Annotated in this window: 15 protein-coding genes, 2 tRNA genes and 1 pseudogene; 13 read left to right on the forward strand and 5 right to left on the reverse strand. The window is 70.9% G+C overall.

The features are described from left to right. Positions 1 to 228 precede the first annotated feature (228 nt). A complete protein-coding gene (locus ACGF2V_RS02600; protein WP_362622555.1) occupies positions 229 to 825 on the forward strand; it encodes a biotin transporter BioY in 597 nt (198 codons plus the stop codon). A gap of 134 nt (positions 826 to 959) precedes the next feature. On the opposite strand, the gene ACGF2V_RS02605 is transcribed toward ACGF2V_RS02600, so the two are convergent. Continuing rightward, complete coding sequence (locus ACGF2V_RS02605; RefSeq protein ID WP_362622552.1) at positions 960 to 2,450, reverse strand: amino acid permease; 1,491 nt, start codon at positions 2,448 to 2,450, stop codon at positions 960 to 962. A gap of 518 nt (positions 2,451 to 2,968) precedes the next feature. Between ACGF2V_RS02605 and ACGF2V_RS02610 the strand changes: the two genes are divergently transcribed. Further along, a complete protein-coding gene (locus ACGF2V_RS02610; RefSeq protein WP_362622549.1) occupies positions 2,969 to 3,457 on the forward strand; it encodes a ribose-5-phosphate isomerase in 489 nt (162 codons plus the stop codon). Positions 3,458 to 3,637: 180 nt separating this feature from the next. Further along, positions 3,638 to 4,447: a DNA-formamidopyrimidine glycosylase family protein gene (locus ACGF2V_RS02615; RefSeq protein WP_362704244.1), complete on the forward strand. Its 810-nt coding sequence runs from the start codon at positions 3,638 to 3,640 to the stop codon at positions 4,445 to 4,447. A 213-nt stretch (positions 4,448 to 4,660) separates the two neighbouring features. On the opposite strand, the gene ACGF2V_RS02620 is transcribed toward ACGF2V_RS02615, so the two are convergent. Beyond that, the gene (locus tag ACGF2V_RS02620) at positions 4,661 to 5,893 is read right to left on the reverse strand and encodes a GNAT family N-acetyltransferase (RefSeq protein WP_362622544.1); all 1,233 of its coding nucleotides are present in this window, start codon (positions 5,891 to 5,893) and stop codon (positions 4,661 to 4,663) included. 105 nt (positions 5,894 to 5,998) lie between these two features. Here ACGF2V_RS02620 and ACGF2V_RS02625 point away from each other — a divergent pair, with 105 nt between their 5' ends. Beyond that, positions 5,999 to 7,144, forward strand: a complete 1,146-nt coding sequence (locus ACGF2V_RS02625; RefSeq protein WP_362622541.1) for a PP2C family protein-serine/threonine phosphatase — start codon at positions 5,999 to 6,001, stop codon at positions 7,142 to 7,144. A 251-nt stretch (positions 7,145 to 7,395) separates the two neighbouring features. Here ACGF2V_RS02625 and ACGF2V_RS02630 read toward each other — a convergent pair. Beyond that, a pseudogene (locus tag ACGF2V_RS02630) lies at positions 7,396 to 7,615 on the reverse strand (cation/H(+) antiporter); the annotation flags it as partial. A 167-nt stretch (positions 7,616 to 7,782) separates the two neighbouring features. Here ACGF2V_RS02630 and ACGF2V_RS02635 point away from each other — a divergent pair. From ACGF2V_RS02635 to ACGF2V_RS02645, 3 genes are read left to right on the forward strand one after another with little or no spacing between them, the layout of a single operon-like run. Beyond that, positions 7,783 to 8,805 (forward strand): ABC transporter ATP-binding protein, encoded by a 1,023-nt coding sequence (locus ACGF2V_RS02635; protein WP_362704247.1) that lies wholly within the window; start codon positions 7,783 to 7,785, stop codon positions 8,803 to 8,805. Next, a complete protein-coding gene (locus ACGF2V_RS02640; protein ID WP_362704250.1) occupies positions 8,805 to 11,306 on the forward strand; it encodes an ABC transporter permease in 2,502 nt (833 codons plus the stop codon). The genes ACGF2V_RS02635 and ACGF2V_RS02640 overlap by 1 nt, the downstream gene beginning before the upstream one ends. 9 nt (positions 11,307 to 11,315) lie before the next feature. Next, positions 11,316 to 11,771, forward strand: coding sequence for an HD domain-containing protein (locus ACGF2V_RS02645; RefSeq protein WP_362704252.1), 456 nt, complete (start codon positions 11,316 to 11,318; stop codon positions 11,769 to 11,771). 312 nt (positions 11,772 to 12,083) lie between these two features. Here the strand turns inward: ACGF2V_RS02645 and ACGF2V_RS02650 are convergent, their stop codons facing one another. Continuing rightward, positions 12,084 to 13,253 carry an acyltransferase family protein gene (locus ACGF2V_RS02650; protein WP_362622531.1) on the reverse strand — a complete coding sequence of 390 codons (1,170 nt, stop codon included), beginning with the start codon at positions 13,251 to 13,253 and terminating at the stop codon, positions 12,084 to 12,086. Between the two features lie 498 nt (positions 13,254 to 13,751). Here ACGF2V_RS02650 and ACGF2V_RS02655 point away from each other — a divergent pair, with 498 nt between their 5' ends. Next, positions 13,752 to 13,946, forward strand: a complete 195-nt coding sequence (locus ACGF2V_RS02655) for a hypothetical protein (protein ID WP_362622528.1) — start codon at positions 13,752 to 13,754, stop codon at positions 13,944 to 13,946. A gap of 140 nt (positions 13,947 to 14,086) precedes the next feature. Here ACGF2V_RS02655 and ACGF2V_RS02660 read toward each other — a convergent pair. Continuing rightward, positions 14,087 to 14,160, reverse strand: a tRNA-Gly gene (locus tag ACGF2V_RS02660). Between the two features lie 196 nt (positions 14,161 to 14,356). Between ACGF2V_RS02660 and ACGF2V_RS02665 the strand changes: the two genes are divergently transcribed. From ACGF2V_RS02665 to clpX, 5 genes are all read left to right on the forward strand, one after another. Continuing rightward, positions 14,357 to 14,433: transfer RNA gene (locus ACGF2V_RS02665), tRNA-Pro, on the forward strand. A 233-nt stretch (positions 14,434 to 14,666) separates the two neighbouring features. After that, on the forward strand, positions 14,667 to 16,103 hold the full coding sequence (gene tig / locus ACGF2V_RS02670; protein ID WP_362622526.1) for a trigger factor: 1,437 nt from the start codon (positions 14,667 to 14,669) through the stop codon (positions 16,101 to 16,103). Positions 16,104 to 16,398: 295 nt separating this feature from the next. Next, positions 16,399 to 17,004, forward strand: a complete 606-nt coding sequence (locus ACGF2V_RS02675) for an ATP-dependent Clp protease proteolytic subunit (RefSeq protein ID WP_362622729.1) — start codon at positions 16,399 to 16,401, stop codon at positions 17,002 to 17,004. Positions 17,005 to 17,082: 78 nt separating this feature from the next. Beyond that, complete coding sequence (locus ACGF2V_RS02680) at positions 17,083 to 17,766, forward strand: ATP-dependent Clp protease proteolytic subunit (protein WP_351522557.1); 684 nt, start codon at positions 17,083 to 17,085, stop codon at positions 17,764 to 17,766. Positions 17,767 to 17,942: 176 nt separating this feature from the next. Next, on the forward strand, positions 17,943 to 19,241 hold the full coding sequence (gene clpX / locus ACGF2V_RS02685) for an ATP-dependent Clp protease ATP-binding subunit ClpX (protein WP_362023220.1): 1,299 nt from the start codon (positions 17,943 to 17,945) through the stop codon (positions 19,239 to 19,241). The last annotated feature ends 152 nt before the right edge of the window (positions 19,242 to 19,393 follow it).

Raw genomic sequence — 19,393 nt, forward strand, 5'->3', positions numbered from 1 at the left:
GGAACCTACAGTTCTTCCGGAGGGGCTCGCGTGAGCGAACGGTGAAACGCGTCCGTTCTCGCCTCAGTGATGAGCATCACGCCACCGCATGATTGCCCGGGCGTCTTTGTATGAACTCCATCACTGCTTCGATCACCGCTTGTCAGCCGCTGACGGTGATCGGTCGTCAACCCGTGGGCTAACGTCGGTCCAGTCTGTCCCCACCTGTCCTCACCCCGCGGAGTCCCGATGAGCACTGCTGCCGCCGCCCCTGCCCGTACCGGAGCGGTCCTCGCCGACCTGCTGCCCGCCGCCAGGCACCGTTACGCCGTCGACACGGCCCTGGTCCTCGGGGGCGCCGCGCTCACCGGGGTCGCCGCCCAGATCGCCGTCCCGATCCCCGGCTCCCCGGTCCCGGTCACGGGCCAGACCTTCGCCGCGCTCCTCGTCGGCACCGCGCTCGGCGCCCGCCGCGGCTTCCTCTCCCTCGCCGTGTACACGCTCGTCGGCGTGGCGGGGATGCCGTGGTTCGCCGAGGCCAGGTCCGGAATGGGCTTCCCGTCGTTCGGCTACGTCCTCGGCATGCTGCTCGCCGCCGCCGCCGTCGGCGCCCTCGCCCGTCGGGGCGGGGACCGTTCCGTGCTGCGCACCGCGGGCACGATGGTGCTGGGCTCCGCGATCATCTACGCCGTCGGCGTCCCGTACCTGGCGCTGTCCACCGGCATGTCGGCGAGCGCCGCGATCGCGGCCGGCCTGGTGCCGTTCCTGCTCGGTGACGCACTGAAGGCCGCGCTCGCGATGGGCGTGCTGCCCGCGGCCTGGAAGCTGGTCGGCCGCCGGGGCTGACGCTCAGGGGGCGCACCACCCGCGTACCTCCGTACACGCGAACCGAAGAGGCTCCCCGGCCGTGACACGTCACGGCCGGGGAGCCTCTTCCGCGTTCTCGCGCCCCCACGTCAGGAGCGGCGTGGGGCCCTCGTTCAGGCCCGGGCCTCCTGCGCGGCCCCGCCCTTCGCGGCGTCTGCCGCGTTCACGGCCTGCGGGGCTCCCGCGGCCTTCCGCTGCCGGACCTCGCGCACCAGCGCGATCGCCACCACCAGCGCCGCGACGAGCAGCGAGAGCAGCACCTGCTCACGCCCGCTGTCGTCGGTCAGCATGTAGACCAGGACGAACGAGATCATCGCGATGGTCGCCCAGGTCAGGTACGGGAAGAGCCACATCCGCACGACCAGCTTCTCCGGCGACTCGCGCAGGATGATGCCCCGCATCCGCAACTGCGTGAAGCAGATGACCAGCCAGACGAACAGCGCGACCGCGCCGGACGAGTTCAGCAGGAACTGGAAGACGGTGTCGGGCCACTGGTAGTTGAAGAACACCGCGACGAAGCCGAAGACCACGGAGGACAGGATGGCCGCCTGGGGCACGCCCCGCTTGTTCACCCGGGCGAACGCCTTCGGCGCGTCCCCGCGCTCGCCGAGCGAGAACGCCATCCGCGAGGCGGTGTAGAGACCGGAGTTCAGACAGGACAGCACGGCCGTCAGCACGATGACGTTCATGACCTGGCCCGCGTGCGGGATGCCGATGGCGTTGAGGGCGGCCACATAGCTGCCGTCCTTCACGAGCGACGGGTCGTTCCACGGCACGAGGCACAGCACGACGAGGATCGAGCCCAGGTAGAAGACGGCGATCCGCCAGATCACGCTGTTGGTGGCCTGTCGCACGGCACGCTGCGGGTCCTCGGACTCACCCGCGGCGAGGGTGACGATCTCGCTGCCCATGAAGGAGAAGACGACCATCAGCACACCGGTGAGGATGGCGCCCACCCCCAAGGGGAAGAACCCGCCGGAGTCGGTGAGATGGGCGAACCCGGTGGCCGGGTTGTCCGAGCCGGGCAGCAGCCCGAAGACGGCCAGCAGGCCGACGACCACGAACGCGGCGATCGCCACGACCTTGATGCCGGCGAACCAGAACTCGAACTCGCCGTACGACCCGACCGACACCAGGTTCGTCGCGGTCAGGACGACCATCACGATCAGCGCCCACGCCCACTGCGGGACGCCCGGTACCCAGCCTTCCAGGATCTTGGCGCCGGCCGTCGCCTCGACGGCGAGCACCACGACCCAGAAGAACCAGTACAGCCAGCCGATCGAGAAACCGGCCCAGCGGCCCAGCGCCTGGTCGGCGTAGGTGGAGAAGGAACCGGACGTGGGGCGCGCCGCCGCCATCTCGCCGAGCATCCGCATCACGAAGACGACCATCAGGCCGACCAGCGCGTACGAGATCAGGATGGACGGTCCGGCCGCGGCGATGCCGGTACCGGAACCGACGAAGAGGCCGGCGCCTATGACACCACCGATGGCGATCATGGAGAGGTGGCGGTTCTTGAGGCCCGCCTGGAGGCCACCGGAGGAGTTCGCCGGGGTCGGCCCGTCGGACCGGTCCTGCCTGGTCGGAGTCGTCTGCGACGTCATGGGAGTCCTTACGTGTGCCGATCACTCGTGCACGCCCCGGCCGCCGTGCGAAATGCCGCGGTGGGGCGCGGTCGCTCGGCCACGAATACCGCGGTGGGGCGCGGTCGCCCCGGCCGCGGACACCGCGAGCAGGGCGTGGTGCATTGAAGCCTCTCGGACACCAAGAACGGAAGACTTCATTCCGATTTCTTGGGAGAAAAGTTGCCTGTGAGGCATTTCCCACACAGGACTCGCACACGCATCACGCCAGGGGCGTCCGGCCCCGCGCCGGGGCGGTCCCGTATGCGTCCCCCCGCGCGGCACCGCCTCACCGCGCGCGTGGTACCGCATGCCGATCCGCGCCATGCCGTGGGCGGGGCGGTGCCGTGCCTCACACATCCTCCTGCCGTGCCGCATGAGGTGTGCCGTACGTCACGCGGCACCATCGGCGGTGGCCTTCTGTGGCGGGCGGGCCCGGTGCCGTCCGTGACATGACCCCGATGACGGCCGCCCGGCGTCTTCCGTGCCACACTCGGAACATGCGCGTGTACCTCGGCTCGGACCATGCCGGCTATGAACTCAAGAACCACCTCGTCGAGTGGCTGACGGCCCAGGGCCACGAGGCCGTCGACTGCGGTCCCCACATCTACGACGCCCAGGACGACTACCCGCCGTTCTGCCTGCGTGCCGCCGAGCGGACGGCCGCGGACCCGGACAGCCTCGGCATCGTGATCGGCGGCTCGGGCAACGGTGAGCAGATCGCCGCCAACAAGGTCAAGGGCGTGCGCGCCGCGCTCGCCTGGAGCGAGCAGACCGCCGCCCTGGGCCGCGAGCACAACAACGCCAACGTGGTCGCCATCGGCGGCCGGATGCACTCGCTGGACGAGGCCACCAAGTTCGTCGAGATCTTCCTGGCCACCCCGTACTCCGGTGAGGAGCGCCACACCCGTCGCATCGAGATGCTGACGGCGTACGAGACGACCGGCGACCTCCCGCCGATCCCCGCCCACCACCCGCAGCAGGGCTGACCGAAAACCACCACTGTGCCGCCGGAACCCCCGGCGGCACAGCCGCATCCGGCCCGGTGCGGTTCCCGCCGTCAGCCCCGTCACGGCGGCGCGACCGACCGTCCGCGACACCGCCCGCCGCGGTCGCCGCCACCGTCGCCGCCGGCGTCACCGTCACTGCCACCGAGGAGAGCCGCCGCAGTGCCCGAGGGACACACGATCCACCGCCTCGCGGCGGACCACCGGGACAGGTTCGCCGGGCGGCCGGTACGGGTGAGCAGCCCGCAGGGCAAGTTCTCCGACAGCGCCGCGCTGCTCGACGGCCGGACGTTCACCGGCGTCGACGCACACGGAAAGCACCTCTTCCTCGGCTTCGGGGACCTCGGCTGGGTCCACATCCACCTGGGGCTCTTCGGCAAGCTCGGTTTCGGGGCCACCCCGGCCCCGCCGCCCACCGGGACGGTCCGGCTGCGCCTGGTGAACGACGACCACCACGCGGATCTGCGCGGCCCCACCACCTGCGCCCTGATCACCGAGCCCGAGAAGCGCGCGATACACGACCGCCTCGGCCCGGACCCGCTGCGGACCGACGAGGACGGCGAGCGGGCCTGGCGGCGGATCTCCCGCAGCCGGATCACGGTCGCGGCCCTGCTGATGGACCAGAAGGTCGTCGCGGGCGTCGGCAACGTGTACCGCGCGGAGGTGCTGTTCCGCCACGGCATCGACCCGTACCGCCCGGGCAAGGACCTGCGGCGCGCGGAGTGGGACGCGATCTGGGCCGACCTGGTGGCGCTGATGCGCGAGGGCGTGAGGAACAACCGGATCGACACGGTCCGTCCCGAGCACACCCCGGAAGCCATGGGTCGTCCGCCGCGCGTCGACGACCACGGTGGCGAGGTGTACGTGTACCGCAGGGCCCGGCAGTCCTGCCACATCTGTGGCGGCGAGATCCGCACCGCCGATCTCGCCGCCCGCAACCTCTTCTGGTGCCCGGGCTGCCAACGGGCCTGAGCCGGTCCGTCGGCGACCCGCCCGTCGGCCGGAAGGACCGATCGGGACCAGTCCAGGCCGTGGCGCGGAACCGGACCCGGTGGGGGCCGGACCCCGTTGGGGGGACCGGCCTCGAGCGGGGATACCGGGCCCCGAGGGGCCTTCTCGGAACCTCCCGGGCAAAACCTCCGGGTCAGAACGCTGGTCAGAACCCCTGGGGGCAGAACCTCCGGGTCAGAATCCCCGGGGCAGCCACGGTGCCACGTCCGAGGAGAACGCCGTCGACGCCTCGGCCAGCGCGCCGGGCCGCAGCTCGCGTACCCGCCCGGCCCGCGCCAGCGCCGTCAGGGACTCGCCGCCCAGATACGCCGAGCCCAACTCCCGTACCGACAGTGCGAGATCGGCCGGGTCCTCGGTCCGCCGACAGGTCGCCGCCCCCTTCGCGTCACCCGTCAGCCGCCAACGCCCCGCGTTCCAGGGGCAGAACGTGTCCTCGACCTCGAACACCACGTTCACCGGCGCCCGGTACGTCCGCGCCTCCAGCGCCGCCCCCAGCTCCACCAGCCGTACATGGAGCGAGTCCCGGAGCCGGACGTTGCACCGTCGCACGTCCGACACCAGATGCAGCACCGCGTCGTCCTCCGGCCGGTTCCGCGCCTCCACCGTCGACGTCAGGTCGATGTCGAAGACGAACCGCCACAGCGCCGCGTACGCCGCCGGGTCCAGCGCGTCGAGATCGTTCACGATCACCGTGCCCCGGGGGCCGGACATGTCCCAGTCGGGCTTGATGCGATACGTCACATAGCCGACGACCTCGCCGTCCAGCTCCGCCAGCACGCACTGCTGCGCCGAGGCCCCCTGACGGTCACTCGGCGGATCGACCATCGGCTTGCGCTCCCAGCCGGGGCCGTGGGCAGGGGTGCCGGGACGGCCGGGCACCAACTGCGCGTAGACGCTCTCGCACGCGGCCATCGCCTCGTCCGGCCGCGCATGCCGCAGCCGGACCGCGTCGGTGCCCTCCGGCACCGTCAGCCGCACCCGGTCCGTGTCGATCGTCAGGGACATCTGCCGACTGGCCGCCCCGTAACCGAACCGGCCGTAGATCACCGGCTCCGACGCCGTCAGAACGGCGAACGGCTCACCCAGCGCCCGGACGTCGTCGAGCTGTCGGCGCATCATGGAGGTCAGCAGTCCGCGCCTGCGGTGCGTGGACGCGACACTCACCATCGTGACCCCGGCCGCGGGCACCAGCGCCCCGCCCGGCACGGCGACCCGGAAGCTGAACGCCCCCGACGTGGCGACCACGTCGGGACCGTCCCAGATGCCGATCGACCGCTCGTGCTCGGTCAGTTGCTCATCCAGCTCACGCTGCTCCGGTGGCTCCGCGATACCGCCGAAAGCGAGTTCCAGACACGTGAACCATTGGTTCCACTCGGAGGGGCGCAGTACGCGAAGCTCGGTCGTCATGGTGCATACCTATCAGGGGCGCAGCATGCGGTCGACCCGATTTCGAACGCATTGTCACGGGGTCCCCCTGCACCGGAAGCCGCCGGGTGGATAGGGTCCCCAGCAATGGCCCGTCGCGCAGGAGCAGAGACGTACCCGGCCCGATTGCGGAAATCGGTGCACCGGGCGCGCATCGCGCTGCGCAAATCCGGGGTCGACTACTTCCGGGGCGACGGGCCCGACTGGATCGCGCTGGCCGGTCTGCTGCTCACCGTTCCGGCGATCACCTGCGCCACCCTGCTGAACCCGGTGTGGTTCTCGCCGGCGGCGCTCGGCCTGCCGATCGTGGCGGGCGGTCTGCTGCTGCGCCCCGCGAGCCTGCTCAGCGTGTACGCGACCGCCGCCCTGGCCCTGATCGTGGAGTCGCTCGGACTCGGCCCCTACGAGGACGGTCCGGCCCGGGTCACGCCCGGCATCGTCCTGGTGGTCGCGGCCTGCGGCTTCTTCGGGCTGGTCCTCGCCCAGTTCCGGGCCAGGGTCGGGGTGCCGTGGCGGCGCGGCAGCACCATGCTCTTCGACCTGCGCGAACGCATCCGGGTGCAGAGCGCCCTGCCCCGGCTGCCGCAGGGCTGGCACCGCGAGATGTCGCTGCGCCCGGCCGGCGGGCAGTCCTTCTCCGGCGACTTCGTCGTCGCCGCCCGTACGAACGGCGGCCAGACCCTGGAGGCCGTTCTCACCGACGTGTCCGGCAAGGGCATGGACGCGGGCTCCCGCGCCCTGCTGCTGTCCGGAGCCTTCGGCGGTCTCCTCGGCTCGCTGCCTCCGCACGGCTTCCTCCCCGCGGCCAACGGCTATCTGCTGCGCCAGGACTGGGAGGAGGGCTTCGCCACCTCGATCCATCTGGTCCTGGACCTCGAATCGGGCGACTACGAACTCTTCTCCGCCGGGCACCCACCAGCCCTGCAACTGCACGCGGGCAGTGGCCGGTGGGAGGAGAAGGCCGCGGAGGGGCCGCTCCTCGGCGTGTACGACGGGGCGCAGTTCGACGCCGTGAAGGGCTCGCTGGCCCCCGGCGACGTGCTGATGCTGTTCACCGACGGCCTGGTGGAGGCGTCCGACCGTGACATCGCGGAGGGCATCGACCGATTGACGGGCGAGGCCGACCGCTATGTCGCGACCGGATTCGAGGGCGCGGCCTGGCATCTGATCGAGGCGTGCGCCAAGGACGTCAACGACGACCGGGCGCTGCTGCTGTTGTCACGGACCGCCTGAGCGGGGCGCTGGCTCCGAGCCGTACGTACGGCACCCGGGCGGCACACGACCGCGCACCCGAGCGGTGCGCGGTCCGCGCAACGGGGCCGACGGGTCCTGCGGGGCCGGGCACCGGCCTGCGGAACGGGCCGGCACCCGGTACGCGGACGGGCCGGCGCACGTCTGTTCCCCTCAGGCCGGGACCGGGAGCCCTGCCGCGCTGTCGTCGTTGTCACCGCCGCGGCCCTGGCCCGGACCCTTGTCCCGGCCGCCGGCAGGACGCGGGCCGGCCAGTGCGAGCGTCCGGCGGCCGGCGGCGACAGGACCGCGAGGACGAGCACGTAACCGGCGATGAACGGTGGGAGCCGCTTGTCCGGCCCCCGTGCCCGCGGCCGTCGTGGCGAGGATCGGGGCGAACTCGCCGCGGGCCGTCAGCATGGTCGGAATGTCAGCCGCGGCCTGCGCGCCGAAGCCGTGGACCCGTGCCGAGACCATCCCGGAGAGCACGTCGTCCCTGTGGCCCGGGCTCGCGACCGCCGACCTCGGGTTTGCCCCACCCCCGATCCGCCAGCAGGCGCCATGGTCCGCGCCTGCCCGTGATCCGTACGTTCGAATCGCCGGCCGGAAAGGCGGCCGGTGAGCAACGGAAGGCGGACATCATGGCGCTGCGACGCACCAGGCAGGGCGCGCGGAAGCGGGACGTGCACGAGCGGGCCCAGCGCGGCGAGCGGGCCCTGTGGGCCCAGCAGGACGAGCGGATACGGAACGGCGGAGCGGAGTTCGCCGACCACACGCACCGCGCGGACCGCGCGGACTCCACCGACCGCCCGCACCTCGCGGATCGCACGGACTCCACCGACCGCACGGACCGCGCGGAGTACGCGATCGAACTGCGCGGCGTCCGTCGGCAGTACGGCCGGGGCAACGCGGCCGTGCACGCCCTGCGGGGCATCGACCTCGCCCTCCCGCGCTCCGGTTTCACCGCCGTCATGGGCCCCTCCGGCTCCGGGAAATCGACCTTCCTGCAGTGCGCGGCCGGGCTCGACCGCCCCACCGCCGGCTCCGTCCGCCTCGGCGGCACCGAGATCACCGGGATGAAGGAGAACCGCCTCACCGAACTGCGCCGCACCCGTCTCGGCTTCGTCTTCCAGGCGTTCAACCTGCTTCCGTCCCTCACGGTCGAGCAGAACGTCCTGCTGCCCCTGCGCCTGGCCGGCCGGCGCACCGGCGGCGCCGGCAGCCGCCGCGCCGCGGCCGAGATGCTCACCGCGGTCGGCCTCGGCGACAAGGGGGCCCGTCGCCCCGGCGAACTCTCGGGCGGCCAGCAGCAGCGCGTCGCCGTCGCGCGCGCACTGATCACCCGCCCCGACGTGATCTTCGCGGACGAGCCGACCGGCGCACTCGACACCACCACCGCCGCCGAGATCCTCGGCCTGCTCCGGCACGCGGTGGACGGGCTCGGCGCCACCGTGGTCATGGTCACCCACGACCCGGCCGCCGCCGCCTGGGCCGACCGGGTCCTCTTCCTGGCCGACGGGATGATCGTGGACAGCCTGCCGCGCGCCGACGCCGCACGGATCGCGGCCCGGCTGACCACGCTGACCGCGCAGACCGCACCGGCCGCACCGGCGGCCGGGGGCGCCACCGCCGGCCGCGTCGCCCGCGCGGGAGCGGCGGCCTGATGTTCGTCCCACGCCTTCCCAACGGCCTCGCCCGCGCGGCCGTCCGCTTCAGACCCGCGGCGTTCGTCGGCACGTTCGTCGCCCTCCTGCTTGCCGCCGCGATCGTCTCCGCCTGCGGCATCCTGCTGGAGACCGGCCTGCGCGCCTCCGTCCCCGCCGACCGCTACGCGAAGGCGCCCGTCGTGGTCGCCGCCGACCAGCGGGTCCACATGACGATCGGCCGCGGCGAGAGCGAGGTCGACGTGGGCACGCTCGTACCGGACACCGCACGGCTCCCCGAATCCCTGGTGGACAAGGCGGCCTCGGTCCCCGGCGTGGCCACGGCGATCGGTGACGTCAGTTACCCCGTACGCCGGGACGGCGTCCTCCTCGCCGCCCACGGCTGGGGCTCCGCCGCCCTCACCGGCACCCGGCTGCTCACCGGCGAGGCCCCCCGCACCGGTGAGGTCGTCGTCCCCACCGGCGCCGGGGCGCAGGTCGGCGACATCCTCGACCTCGACACCCCCGCGGGCGCCGGGAAGTTCCGGGTCGCGGGCACCGTCGACGCCGCGGTCGCCACCGAGAACGGCACCGGCACCGTCTGGTTCGGCGACCGCGAGGCCGTGAAGCTCTCCGGCCACCCCGGCCGGGTCGACGCCATCGCCGTGCTCGCCGCTCCCGGCACCGCGACCGCAACCCTGGCCGACCGGGTGCGCGCGAGCGTCGGCCACACCGCCGGGGCCCGGGTCCACACCGGGGACGGCCGGGGAGCCGTCGAGGACTCGGACCTCGCGCACGCCGAGGAACTCCTCATCGCGCTCGGTGGCTCCTTCGGCGGCGTCGCCACCGCGGTCGCCGTCTTCACCGCCGCCGGTACGGTCGCCCTCTCCGTCGGCCAGCGCAGACGCGAGTTCGCCATGCTGCGCGCCATCGGGGCCACCCCCCGCCAACTGCGCCGCACCATCGCCACCGAGTCGCTGCTCATCGCCCCGCTCGCCGGAGCGCTCGGCTGCCTGCCCGGAACCGCCCTGGCCCACTGGTGGTTTCGACAGCTCCGGGACAAGGGCGCCGTTCCCGAGGCGGTCGGCCTGCACGTGTCCTGGCTGCCGTTGTCCATCGCCGTGGCCACCACCATGCTCACCGCGCTCGCCGCCGGCTACTTCGCCGCCCGTCGCCCGTCCCGGATCGAACCCGGTCTCGCCCTCGCACAGTCAGCGGTCGAACAGCCGCCGTACGGCCGGGTCCGGACCCCGCTCGGCATCGCCGCGCTCATCGGCGGCATCGTCCTCGCCGGTGTCGCGGGCGCCGACAGCGGCGAGGACGCGGCGAACGCCGCGCTCGGCGTCGTCATGCTCTTCATGCTCGCCGTCGGCCTGCTCGGCCCGCTGATCGCCCGGATCTGCGCCGCCGTCCTCGGCCTCCCGCTGCGCGGTGCGGGCGCCTCCGGTTCGCTGGCCGCCGCCAACTCCCGTACGAACTCCCGGCGACTGGCCTCCGCGATCACCCCGATCGTGCTCGCCATGGCCTTCTCCTCCACCCTCGTGTTCATGCACACCAGCCAGGAGCGGGTGATCGCACACCAGCAGCGCGACGCCATCACCGCCGACCACGTCGTCACCGCCGCCGGGGGGCTCGCCTCCGACGCCACCGCGCGCGCCGCCGCCACCCCCGGCGTCTCCACGGCCGTCGGACTGCTCCGCACCTCAGTCCTCGTGACCGTCGGCTCGGGCGACGGGCGAATGATGCGGAACACCTCCGCACAGGGCGTCATCGGCACCGGCGACGCACTGACCGAGGTCCAGGACCTCGATGTCCGGACCGGCTCGCTCGGCGGCCTGCGCCCCGGCACTGTGGCCATCGACACCACCCTCGCCGACTCCACCGGCCGCAGGACGGGCGACCGCTTCCCACTGCGCCTTCCGGACGGCACGGAGGCGTCCCCGAAGATCGTCGCCGTCTACGGCCGCGGCCTGGGCACCGGCCTCGTCACGCTCCCCGCCGCCGACCTACGGGCCCGCGTCACCTCGCCGTACGCCTCCGAACTGCTGGTGCGGGCCACCCCCGCCGCCGCACGGAAGCTCACCGCGCTCGGCACCGTCACCGACCCGTCCGGCTCTGCCACCGCGCGGGACCGTGACCGCGAGTTCAACGCATGGGCCAACATGGTCATGGCCGCGGTCCTCGGCGGATTCGCCGCCGTCGCCGCCGTCAACACCCTGGTGATGACCGTTTTGGACCGACGCCGCGAACTGACCCTGCTCCGCCTCGTCGGCTCCACCCGCCGCCAGATCATGGGCATGATCCGCTGGGAGGCGCTGCTCGTCACCGTGGCCGGGGCCGGGCTCGGCACCGCCATCGCACTGGCCACGCTGAACCCGATGATGAGGGGGCTGACCGGCGAACCCCCTCACATCCCACCGGTGTGGTACGGGACCTTCGTCGCCATGACCATCGGGCTCGGGCTCGCCGCCGCGACGATCCCGGCCCGGGCGGCCCTGCGCGGGACGGCCGCCCGTCCGTAGAGTCGGGTCATGACCACGCCACGCAGCAACCTGGACCTGGCCGAAGTCGAGGCGATCGCCCGCACCGCTCACCGCACGCAGACGGACAAGGCCGGACGTCCGTACGCGGAACACCTCCACGCCGTCGCCGAGGGGGTCAGGGTCAGGGGAGGAACCGACGAACAGATCGCCGCCGCCTGGTTGCACGACGCCGTCGAGGACGGGGTCCTGTCGGAGGAATGGCTGGCCGGGGCCGCACTGCCGCAACAGGTCAAGGACATGGTCCTCGCCGTCACCAAGCGCGACGGCGAGGACCTCGGCGCGTACACCCGGCGCATCCTCGACACGCCGGGCGCCCTGCTGATCAAGGAGTCCGACCTGGCGCACAACGCCGACCCGGCCCGTCTCGCCGTACTGGAACCGGCGACCCGTACCCGGCTGGCCGAAAAATATGCGCACGTCCGGCGACTGCTCGGCCTCACCTAAGGGCTGTCCCGTCACCCCTGGTGGAGCAGCGCGCGGCGTCGGATGCGATGCACCGCACCGGACGCCGCGGGCCCCGCCCTTCGGGCGGACGACGCCACTTTCGAAACACGCCCTGGCGCGAATCACCCACCGTGCACTCAATTCAAGCCAACATGGCGAGGACTGATCCCGGCGAAGGGGCCGATCCGGCGAAGGCCCGACCCGGGCGCGGAACCGGTTCCTGACGAGAAGACAGTCGAGAAGCCGGCACGGAGTCGACGCGGGGCCGGCACGGAGCCGACGCAGGGCCGACACGGGGTCGGCCCTGCGCAGTCAGCGTCCGGCGCCCCGCCGGAACGCCCACTCCATCTCCGGCTCGGTCACCGGGTGCAGCACCCGCCGCACCGGGGGCGTGCACATCAGCGTCACCGCACCGGCCGCCACCACGGAGACGAGCACGATCCCGGCGGGCGATGACAGCCAGTCGTAGGCGTCGAACAACCCGGCGTACTCGAGGCCCTTGACCAGGAAGCCGTGCAGCAGATAGCCGCAGATGGTCCCGGCGCCGAGCATGGTGAACCACGTGCCGCGGCGCGGCACCAGGGCCAGGAAGGCGACGGTGAGCAGGAGTGCGCAGCCGAACATGAGCAGGGTCATCACGGCGCCCGACCACCACGGAGCGCCCATCTCCTGCGCGCTGTTGCTGCGGTAGAACCAGCCCAGCTGCATCTGCGGCGCCGCCCAGTACGCGAACGCCACGGCCGCGGCGAACACTGCCGGGGCGAGCATCCGCACCTCGCGCCGGCGCACCAGATCGAAGTGCTCGGGCCTCAGCCGCAGACCGAGGACGAAGAAGGGCAGGAACTGCAGCACGCGCTGGAGGTCGAGATCGTCGCCGATGGTCGGTGAGAAGGAGGCGAGCACGGCGACGACGAGCGCCACCGGAAGCGGATGGCGCAGCGCCTGCCACAGCGGTGTGGTGAGGCGCCAGATGAACAGGGCGATCAGGAACCAGGTGAGGTACCAGGGGTCGACCAGGCTGATCGGATGATCAGGAGTGTCGCCCGCGTACCGCTTGAACAGCGAATACGCCGTCTCGAACACCACGTACGGCACGGCGACTCCGGTGACCAGACGCTTCACCTTGGTGGCGGACATGTCGAACGAGCGGGAGAAATATCCGGAGACGACGATGAACGCCGGCATGTGAAAGGTGTACGCGACCATGTACAGCGCGCGGACGGTCCGGTTTCCCTCCATCACCGGTTCCCACGCGTGCGCCATCGCCACGAGCACGATGGCGAGATATTTGACGTTGTCGAAGTAGGGATCCCGTTTCTTCTCCGGGGCGGCCACCGGATTTCCGCGCGTCGCCGGCGCGGGGCCCGTCGTCGCGGTACCGGACGCGGCCGCAGAGGTCATCGGCCCTCGGTGTCTGGGCTCCGACTCCCGGGTCGCCGATGGGAGCGGGGCCCTCTGAAATACGTTCGGAGCTTTGAACATTCAAAGCACCATAGACGTCCCGATCGCAATTCGTGAAACCGCCCGCAGGAATTGCATGTACGCGTCCACTCCCTCGTGAAACCGTGGAGTACTGTCTGATATGCCCGCATTTATCCCCCTTGGGCAGGGCATATTGAACACCTTTTGGCGCGGGAATTCCGTGGTGCGCGAGCCTGAGAATTGCATGTGAATGAAGTGTGCGAATGCGGAAACCGTCATGTTCATGAGCTGTTGCGATTTTCTGACATACGAGTGATGCGGCACTCACGTGATTCACGGAGGCGCGGGGGGCGGGGGGTGACGCCGACCCCGTACGGTCGTGCGCCCCGGGGCGCACATGAGGCGCGGGGGGCGCAAGGATGGCGTGATCCCGTCAGTGCGATCCGTCACTCAGCGGCGTGGGGACGGGAGTTGATGGCACGATGGAGGGATTCGGAGGGGTGCTTGGCCGCATGCCTCCGGGCCGGCAAGGCGGACCGACCGAGGGTGTGATCAGTTGTGGCCATTTCGCTGTCTGTGGTGCTGATGTTGGCGATCATCCTGGTGGTCATGATCCGAGGCGGATCCATCAAGGCCGGCCCCGCGGTCGTCGCCGCGCTCTTCGGCTTCTTCCTCGCGTCGACCGGCATAGCGCCGACGATCCAGCGCTTCATGGACTCGATAGCGCACACCATCGGCCAGATCAGCTTCTGACCCCGCCCCGACGCCGCCACCCGGACGCACGACGCGTGCGCACGCCCACTGAGGCGCGTACGCCGCGGACGGCGACGGGCTGAGGAGAGCAACGCGAAGGGCCCGGTCCGACGAGATCTCGTCGGACCGGGCCCTTGGCATGGAGCGGGCGACGGGAATCGAACCCGCGTAGCTAGTTTGGAAGACTAGGGCTCTACCATTGAGCTACGCCCGCATACGCCGCACCGCAGGTCCGGCGACCGGCGGCACGAGAAGCATCGTAGCGGGTCGCGGGCGCTGCCCGCACACCCGTTGGCCGCCCCCCCGGTATCGCGTCCGGATACGACCCGCGCGAGGCGCCCGTTCCGAGCCGCCCCCGCGAAGCGGCCGATGCACCGCACGGTCTGCATGTACCCTACGTGTCGCACCGACGGGGTGTGGCGCAGCTTGGTAGCGCGTCCGCTTTGGGAGCGGAAGGTCGTCGGTTCGAATCCGGCCACCCCGACCACCGGCACGTACACCGGACCACCCGGCGAGATCCCGGACCACCGACAGGGTCGGCCGGGATCGCCCCGGCGGGATCGCGGAGCACCGGCGAGAGCGCATTGTGGGAGTCCGTCTCCTTGCCGTTACTATGCAAAATGCGTGCCCGTGTGTCTGATGTACCGGGCTCGGTCCGCGAAGCCGCCTCCCGTGCGGCGGAGCAGAACCCCAAGAAGTCAGCCACAAGGAGACCGAACCGTGAAGAGCGCCGTGGAGACCCTGAACCCGACCCGGGTTCGGCTCACTGTCGAGGTGCCCTTCGAGGAGCTCAAGGACAGCCTCGACGCGGCGTACAAGAAGATCAACCAGCAGGTCACGGTGAAGGGCTTCCGCAAGGGCAAGGTCCCGGCGCGGGTCATCGACCAGCGGTTCGGCCGCGGCGCGGTGCTGGAGGAGGCCGTCAACGACGCCCTCCCGAAGTTCTACACCGAGGCCGTCAACGAGGGTGAGCTGAACGTCCTCGGTCAGCCCGAGGTCGACGTCACCGAGCTGAAGGACGGCGAGCTGCTGGCCTTCACCGCCGAGGTCGACGTACGCCCCGAGATCGAGATCCCGGACTACTCCGGCATCGAGGTCACCGTCGACGCCGTCTCGGTCGGCGACGAGGACGTCGAGAAGGCCGTGGAGCAGCTCCGCGAGCGCTTCGCCTCCACCAGCCCGGTCGAGCGCGCCGCCGCCGAGGGCGACGTCGTGACGGTCGACCTGCAGGCCAAGGTCGACGGCGAGGTCCTGGAGGACGGCGTCGCCGAGGGTGTCTCGTACACCATCGGTTCCGGTGAGCTCCTCGACGGCATCGACGCCGCCGTCACCGGCCTGGAGGCGGGCGGCGAGGCCACCTTCACCTCCGAGCTGAAGGGCGGCTCGGCCGCGGGCAAGGAGGCCGAGGTCACCGTCAAGGTCACCGCCGTCGCCGCCCGTGAGCTCCCCGAGCTGGACGACGAGTTCGCCCAGATGGCGAGCGAGTTCGACACCCTCGACGAGCTGAAGGCGGACAGCCGCAAGCGCCTTGAGGAGAGCCGCCAGTACGAGCAGGCCACCCAGGCCCAGGAGCGCGTCCTGGACGCCCTGCTGGAGCTGGCCGAGGTCCCGATCCCGGAGAAGCTCCTCGCGGACGAGGTCAAGACCCGTCGCCACAACCTGGAGCACCACCAGCTCGGTCAGATGGGCCTGACCCTCGACAAGTACCTGGAGATCCAGGGCAAGACGGTCGAGGAGTTCGAGACCGAGACCTCCGAGCAGGCGGTCAAGGGCATCAAGACCCAGTTCCTCCTGGACGAGATCGTCAACAAGGAGAAGCTGAACGTCAACCAGGAGGAGCTCACCGAGCACCTCATGCGCCGTGCCGCCTCCTCCGGCATGAGCCCCGACCAGTTCGCCCAGGCGGTCGTCGAGGGCGGCCAGGTGCCGATGCTCGTCGGCGAGGTCGCCCGCGGCAAGGCGCTGGCCGTGGTCGTCGAGGCCGCCAAGGTCGTCGACACCAACGGTGAGCCCGTCGACCTGGAGGACGAGGAGGAGGCCATCGAGACGGTCGAGGCCGCCGACGGCTCCGCCGAGGCCGTGGCCGAGGCAGCCGCCGACGCCGCCGAGAAGGCGGAGGAGAAGACCGAGGCCGCCGCGGAGAAGAACGAGGCCTGAGCCTCGCACGATCCGTACGACGGGCTCCGGACGCTGTGCGTCCGGAGCCCGTCGACTTGGACCGGAGGCCCACGGTCGAGGCCGCCGACGGCAGGCGCGTGATGGCCCACAACCCTTGTGCGGACTGCGGAGCTTGCGCTCCCAGCGAACAGTTGGGGAAGCGGGATGGCGTTGTCCCACCTGCGCGTTAGGGTCCATGAATAGGAAGGGCAGGGGAGTCCCCGCCCACCCGGTACGAAGACGCTGAGACGGCCGGAGCCGTCAGAGACGAGCAGGTGGACACGTGACGAATCTGATGCCTTACGCCGCCGGAGAGCCGTCCCTCGGTGGAGGACTCGGCGACCAGGTCTACAGCCGGCTGCTCGGCGAACGCATCATCTTCCTCGGCCAGCAGGTCGACGACGAGATCGCCAACAGGATCACCGCGCAGCTGCTTCTTCTCGCCGCCGAGCCGGACAAGGACATCTACCTCTACATCAACAGCCCCGGCGGCTCGGTGACGGCCGGCATGGCGGTCTACGACACCATGCAGTACATCCCGAACGACGTGGTCACCATCGGCATGGGCATGGCCGCCTCGATGGGCCAGTTCCTGCTGACCGGCGGTACCGCGGGCAAGCGCTTCGCGCTCCCGAACACCGACATCCTCATGCACCAGGGTTCGGCCGGCATCGGCGGTACGGCCTCCGACATCAAGATCCAGGCCCAGTACCTGCTGCGCACCAAGCAGCGGATGGCGGAGATCACCGCGCGACACTCCGGCCAGACGGTCGAGACGATCATCCGCGACGGCGACCGCGACCGCTGGTACACCGCGGAGGAGGCCAAGGAGTACGGCCTCATCGACGAGATCATCTCGTTCGCATCGGGCGTTCCGGGCGGCGGCGGCACCGGCGCCTGATCCGGCACCCGCCGGATCGGCTCCTCGCCGCGCGCACCTCTCGTACGCCGAGACCCCCAGCCACAGAACGCCACCAGGATGGTGAACACCCACATGAACAACTTCCCCGGCGCTTCCGCGAGCGGCCTCTACACCGGCCCGCAGGTGGACAACCGCTACATCGTCCCGCGCTTCGTGGAGCGCACCTCGCAGGGCGTGCGCGAGTACGACCCGTACGCGAAGCTCTTCGAGGAGCGCGTGATCTTCCTGGGCGTGCAGATCGACGACGCCTCGGCCAACGACGTCATGGCCCAGCTGCTGTGCCTGGAGTCGATGGACCCGGACCGTGACATCTCCGTCTACATCAACAGCCCCGGCGGCTCGTTCACCGCGCTCACCGCGATCTACGACACGATGCAGTTCGTGAAGCCGGACATCCAGACCGTCTGCATGGGCCAGGCCGCCTCGGCCGCGGCCGTCCTGCTCGCCGCGGGCACGCCCGGCAAGCGGATGGCCCTGCCCAACGCGCGGGTGCTGATCCACCAGCCGTCCTCGCAGACCGGCCGTGAGCAGCTCTCCGACCTGGAGATCGCGGCCAACGAGATCCTGCGGATGCGCACCCAGCTGGAGGAGCTGCTGGCCAAGCACTCCACCACGCCGCTGGAGAAGATCCGCGACGACATCGAGCGCGACAAGATCCTGACCGCCGAGGACGCCCTCGCCTACGGTCTGATCGACCAGATCGTGTCGACCCGCAAGAGCACGGCCGGAGCGGCCGCCTGACGTCGGCCCTCATCCCTTGGCGCGGCGGATTCAGGCGGTTTGAGGACGCTTGGACCGCGCGAACCGCGTGAACCGCGCCAAGGGGGGCCCGAACGGGGGGCAAGGCAAGGTACCGTCGGATAGAGGCACCAGGAGCCGCTGAACCAAGCTGCTCCCAGGCGAAGGGGAAGCACCTCGTGGCACGCATCGGTGATGGCGGCGATCTGCTCAAGTGCTCGTTCTGCGGAAAGAGCCAGAAGCAGGTGAAGAAGCTCATCGCGGGACCCGGTGTGTACATCTGCGACGAGTGCATCGATCTCTGCAACGAGATCATCGAGGAGGAGCTCGCGGAGACCTCCGAGGTGCGGTGGGAGGAACTCCCCAAGCCGCGTGAGATCTACGAGTTCCTCGAGGGGTACGTCGTCGGGCAGGAGCCCGCGAAGAAGGCCCTCTCGGTCGCTGTGTACAACCACTACAAGCGGGTCCAGGCGGGCGAGAACGGCGGCGCGCAGGGCCGTGACGACGCCATCGAGCTGGCCAAGTCCAACATCCTCCTGCTGGGCCCCACCGGCTCCGGGAAGACGCTGCTGGCGCAGACCCTGGCCCGCATGCTCAACGTCCCGTTCGCCATCGCCGACGCGACGGCGCTGACGGAGGCCGGCTACGTCGGCGAGGACGTCGAGAACATCCTGCTCAAGCTGATCCAGGCGGCGGACTACGACGTCAAGAAGGCCGAGACCGGGATCATCTACATCGACGAGATCGACAAGGTCGCCCGCAAGAGCGAGAACCCGTCGATCACCCGTGACGTCTCCGGCGAGGGCGTCCAGCAGGCCCTGCTGAAGATCCTGGAGGGCACCACCGCCTCCGTCCCGCCGCAGGGCGGCCGGAAGCACCCGCACCAGGAGTTCATCCAGATCGACACGACGAACGTGCTGTTCATCGTGGGCGGTGCCTTCTCCGGGCTGGAGAGGATCATCGAGTCGCGCGCGGGCGCCAAGGGAATCGGCTTCGGCGCGACGATCCGCTCCAAGCGCGAGATCGAGGCGAGCGACCAGTTCCAGGAGGTCATGCCGGAGGACCTGGTGAAGTTCGGGATGATCCCGGAGTTCATCGGCCGTCTTCCCGTGCTCACCTCGGTCCACAACCTGGACCGCGAGGCGCTGCTCAAGATCCTGGTCGAGCCGCGTAACGCCCTGGTGAAGCAGTACCAACGTCTCTTCGAACTCGACGGCGTGGAGCTGGACTTCGACCGCCCGGCCCTGGAGGCCATCGCCGACCAGGCGATCCTGCGCGGCACGGGCGCGCGTGGCCTGCGGGCCATCATGGAGGAGGTCCTCCAATCCGTGATGTACGAGGTGCCGTCCCGCAAGGACGTGGCCCGCGTCGTCATCACCGCGGACGTCGTCCGCGACAACGTGAACCCGACGCTGGTCCCGCGCGAGCCGCGCACGATCGGCAAGAACGACGGCGGCCGCCACGAGAAGTCCGCGTAGCGGTACGCATAGGTGAGGGGGGGGGGGGGGGGGGGGGGGGGGGGGGGGGGGCGCGCCGCGGGGCGGGGGGGGCCGGGGGGGCGCGCGTCGACGACCAGCAGCGCCGCGTGCGAGAGAAGGGAGACGAGCTCGCACTCGCGTTCGAAGTAGTA

This window comes from Streptomyces sp. NPDC047982 (assembly GCF_043204165.1).
Lineage (GTDB): Bacteria > Actinomycetota > Actinomycetes > Streptomycetales > Streptomycetaceae > Streptomyces.

Bases quoted from the DNA above. Each gene is read 5' to 3' on its own strand.
- ACGF2V_RS02605 (WP_362622552.1), bottom strand. From the start codon at position 2,450: ATGACGTCGCAGACGACTCCGACCAGGCAGGACCGGTCCGACGGGCCG.
- ACGF2V_RS02625 (WP_362622541.1), top strand. From the start codon at position 5,999: ATGGCCCGTCGCGCAGGAGCAGAGACGTACCCGGCCCGATTGCGGAAA.
- ACGF2V_RS02680 (WP_351522557.1), top strand. From the start codon at position 17,083: ATGGTGAACACCCACATGAACAACTTCCCCGGCGCTTCCGCGAGCGGC.
- ACGF2V_RS02600 (WP_362622555.1), top strand. From the start codon at position 229: ATGAGCACTGCTGCCGCCGCCCCTGCCCGTACCGGAGCGGTCCTCGCC.
- ACGF2V_RS02650 (WP_362622531.1), bottom strand. From the start codon at position 13,253: ATGTTCAAAGCTCCGAACGTATTTCAGAGGGCCCCGCTCCCATCGGCG.
- ACGF2V_RS02645 (WP_362704252.1), top strand. From the start codon at position 11,316: ATGACCACGCCACGCAGCAACCTGGACCTGGCCGAAGTCGAGGCGATC.
- ACGF2V_RS02640 (WP_362704250.1), top strand. From the start codon at position 8,805: ATGTTCGTCCCACGCCTTCCCAACGGCCTCGCCCGCGCGGCCGTCCGC.
- ACGF2V_RS02675 (WP_362622729.1), top strand. From the start codon at position 16,399: ATGCCTTACGCCGCCGGAGAGCCGTCCCTCGGTGGAGGACTCGGCGAC.
- ACGF2V_RS02610 (WP_362622549.1), top strand. From the start codon at position 2,969: ATGCGCGTGTACCTCGGCTCGGACCATGCCGGCTATGAACTCAAGAAC.
- ACGF2V_RS02620 (WP_362622544.1), bottom strand. From the start codon at position 5,893: ATGACGACCGAGCTTCGCGTACTGCGCCCCTCCGAGTGGAACCAATGG.
- ACGF2V_RS02635 (WP_362704247.1), top strand. From the start codon at position 7,783: ATGGCGCTGCGACGCACCAGGCAGGGCGCGCGGAAGCGGGACGTGCAC.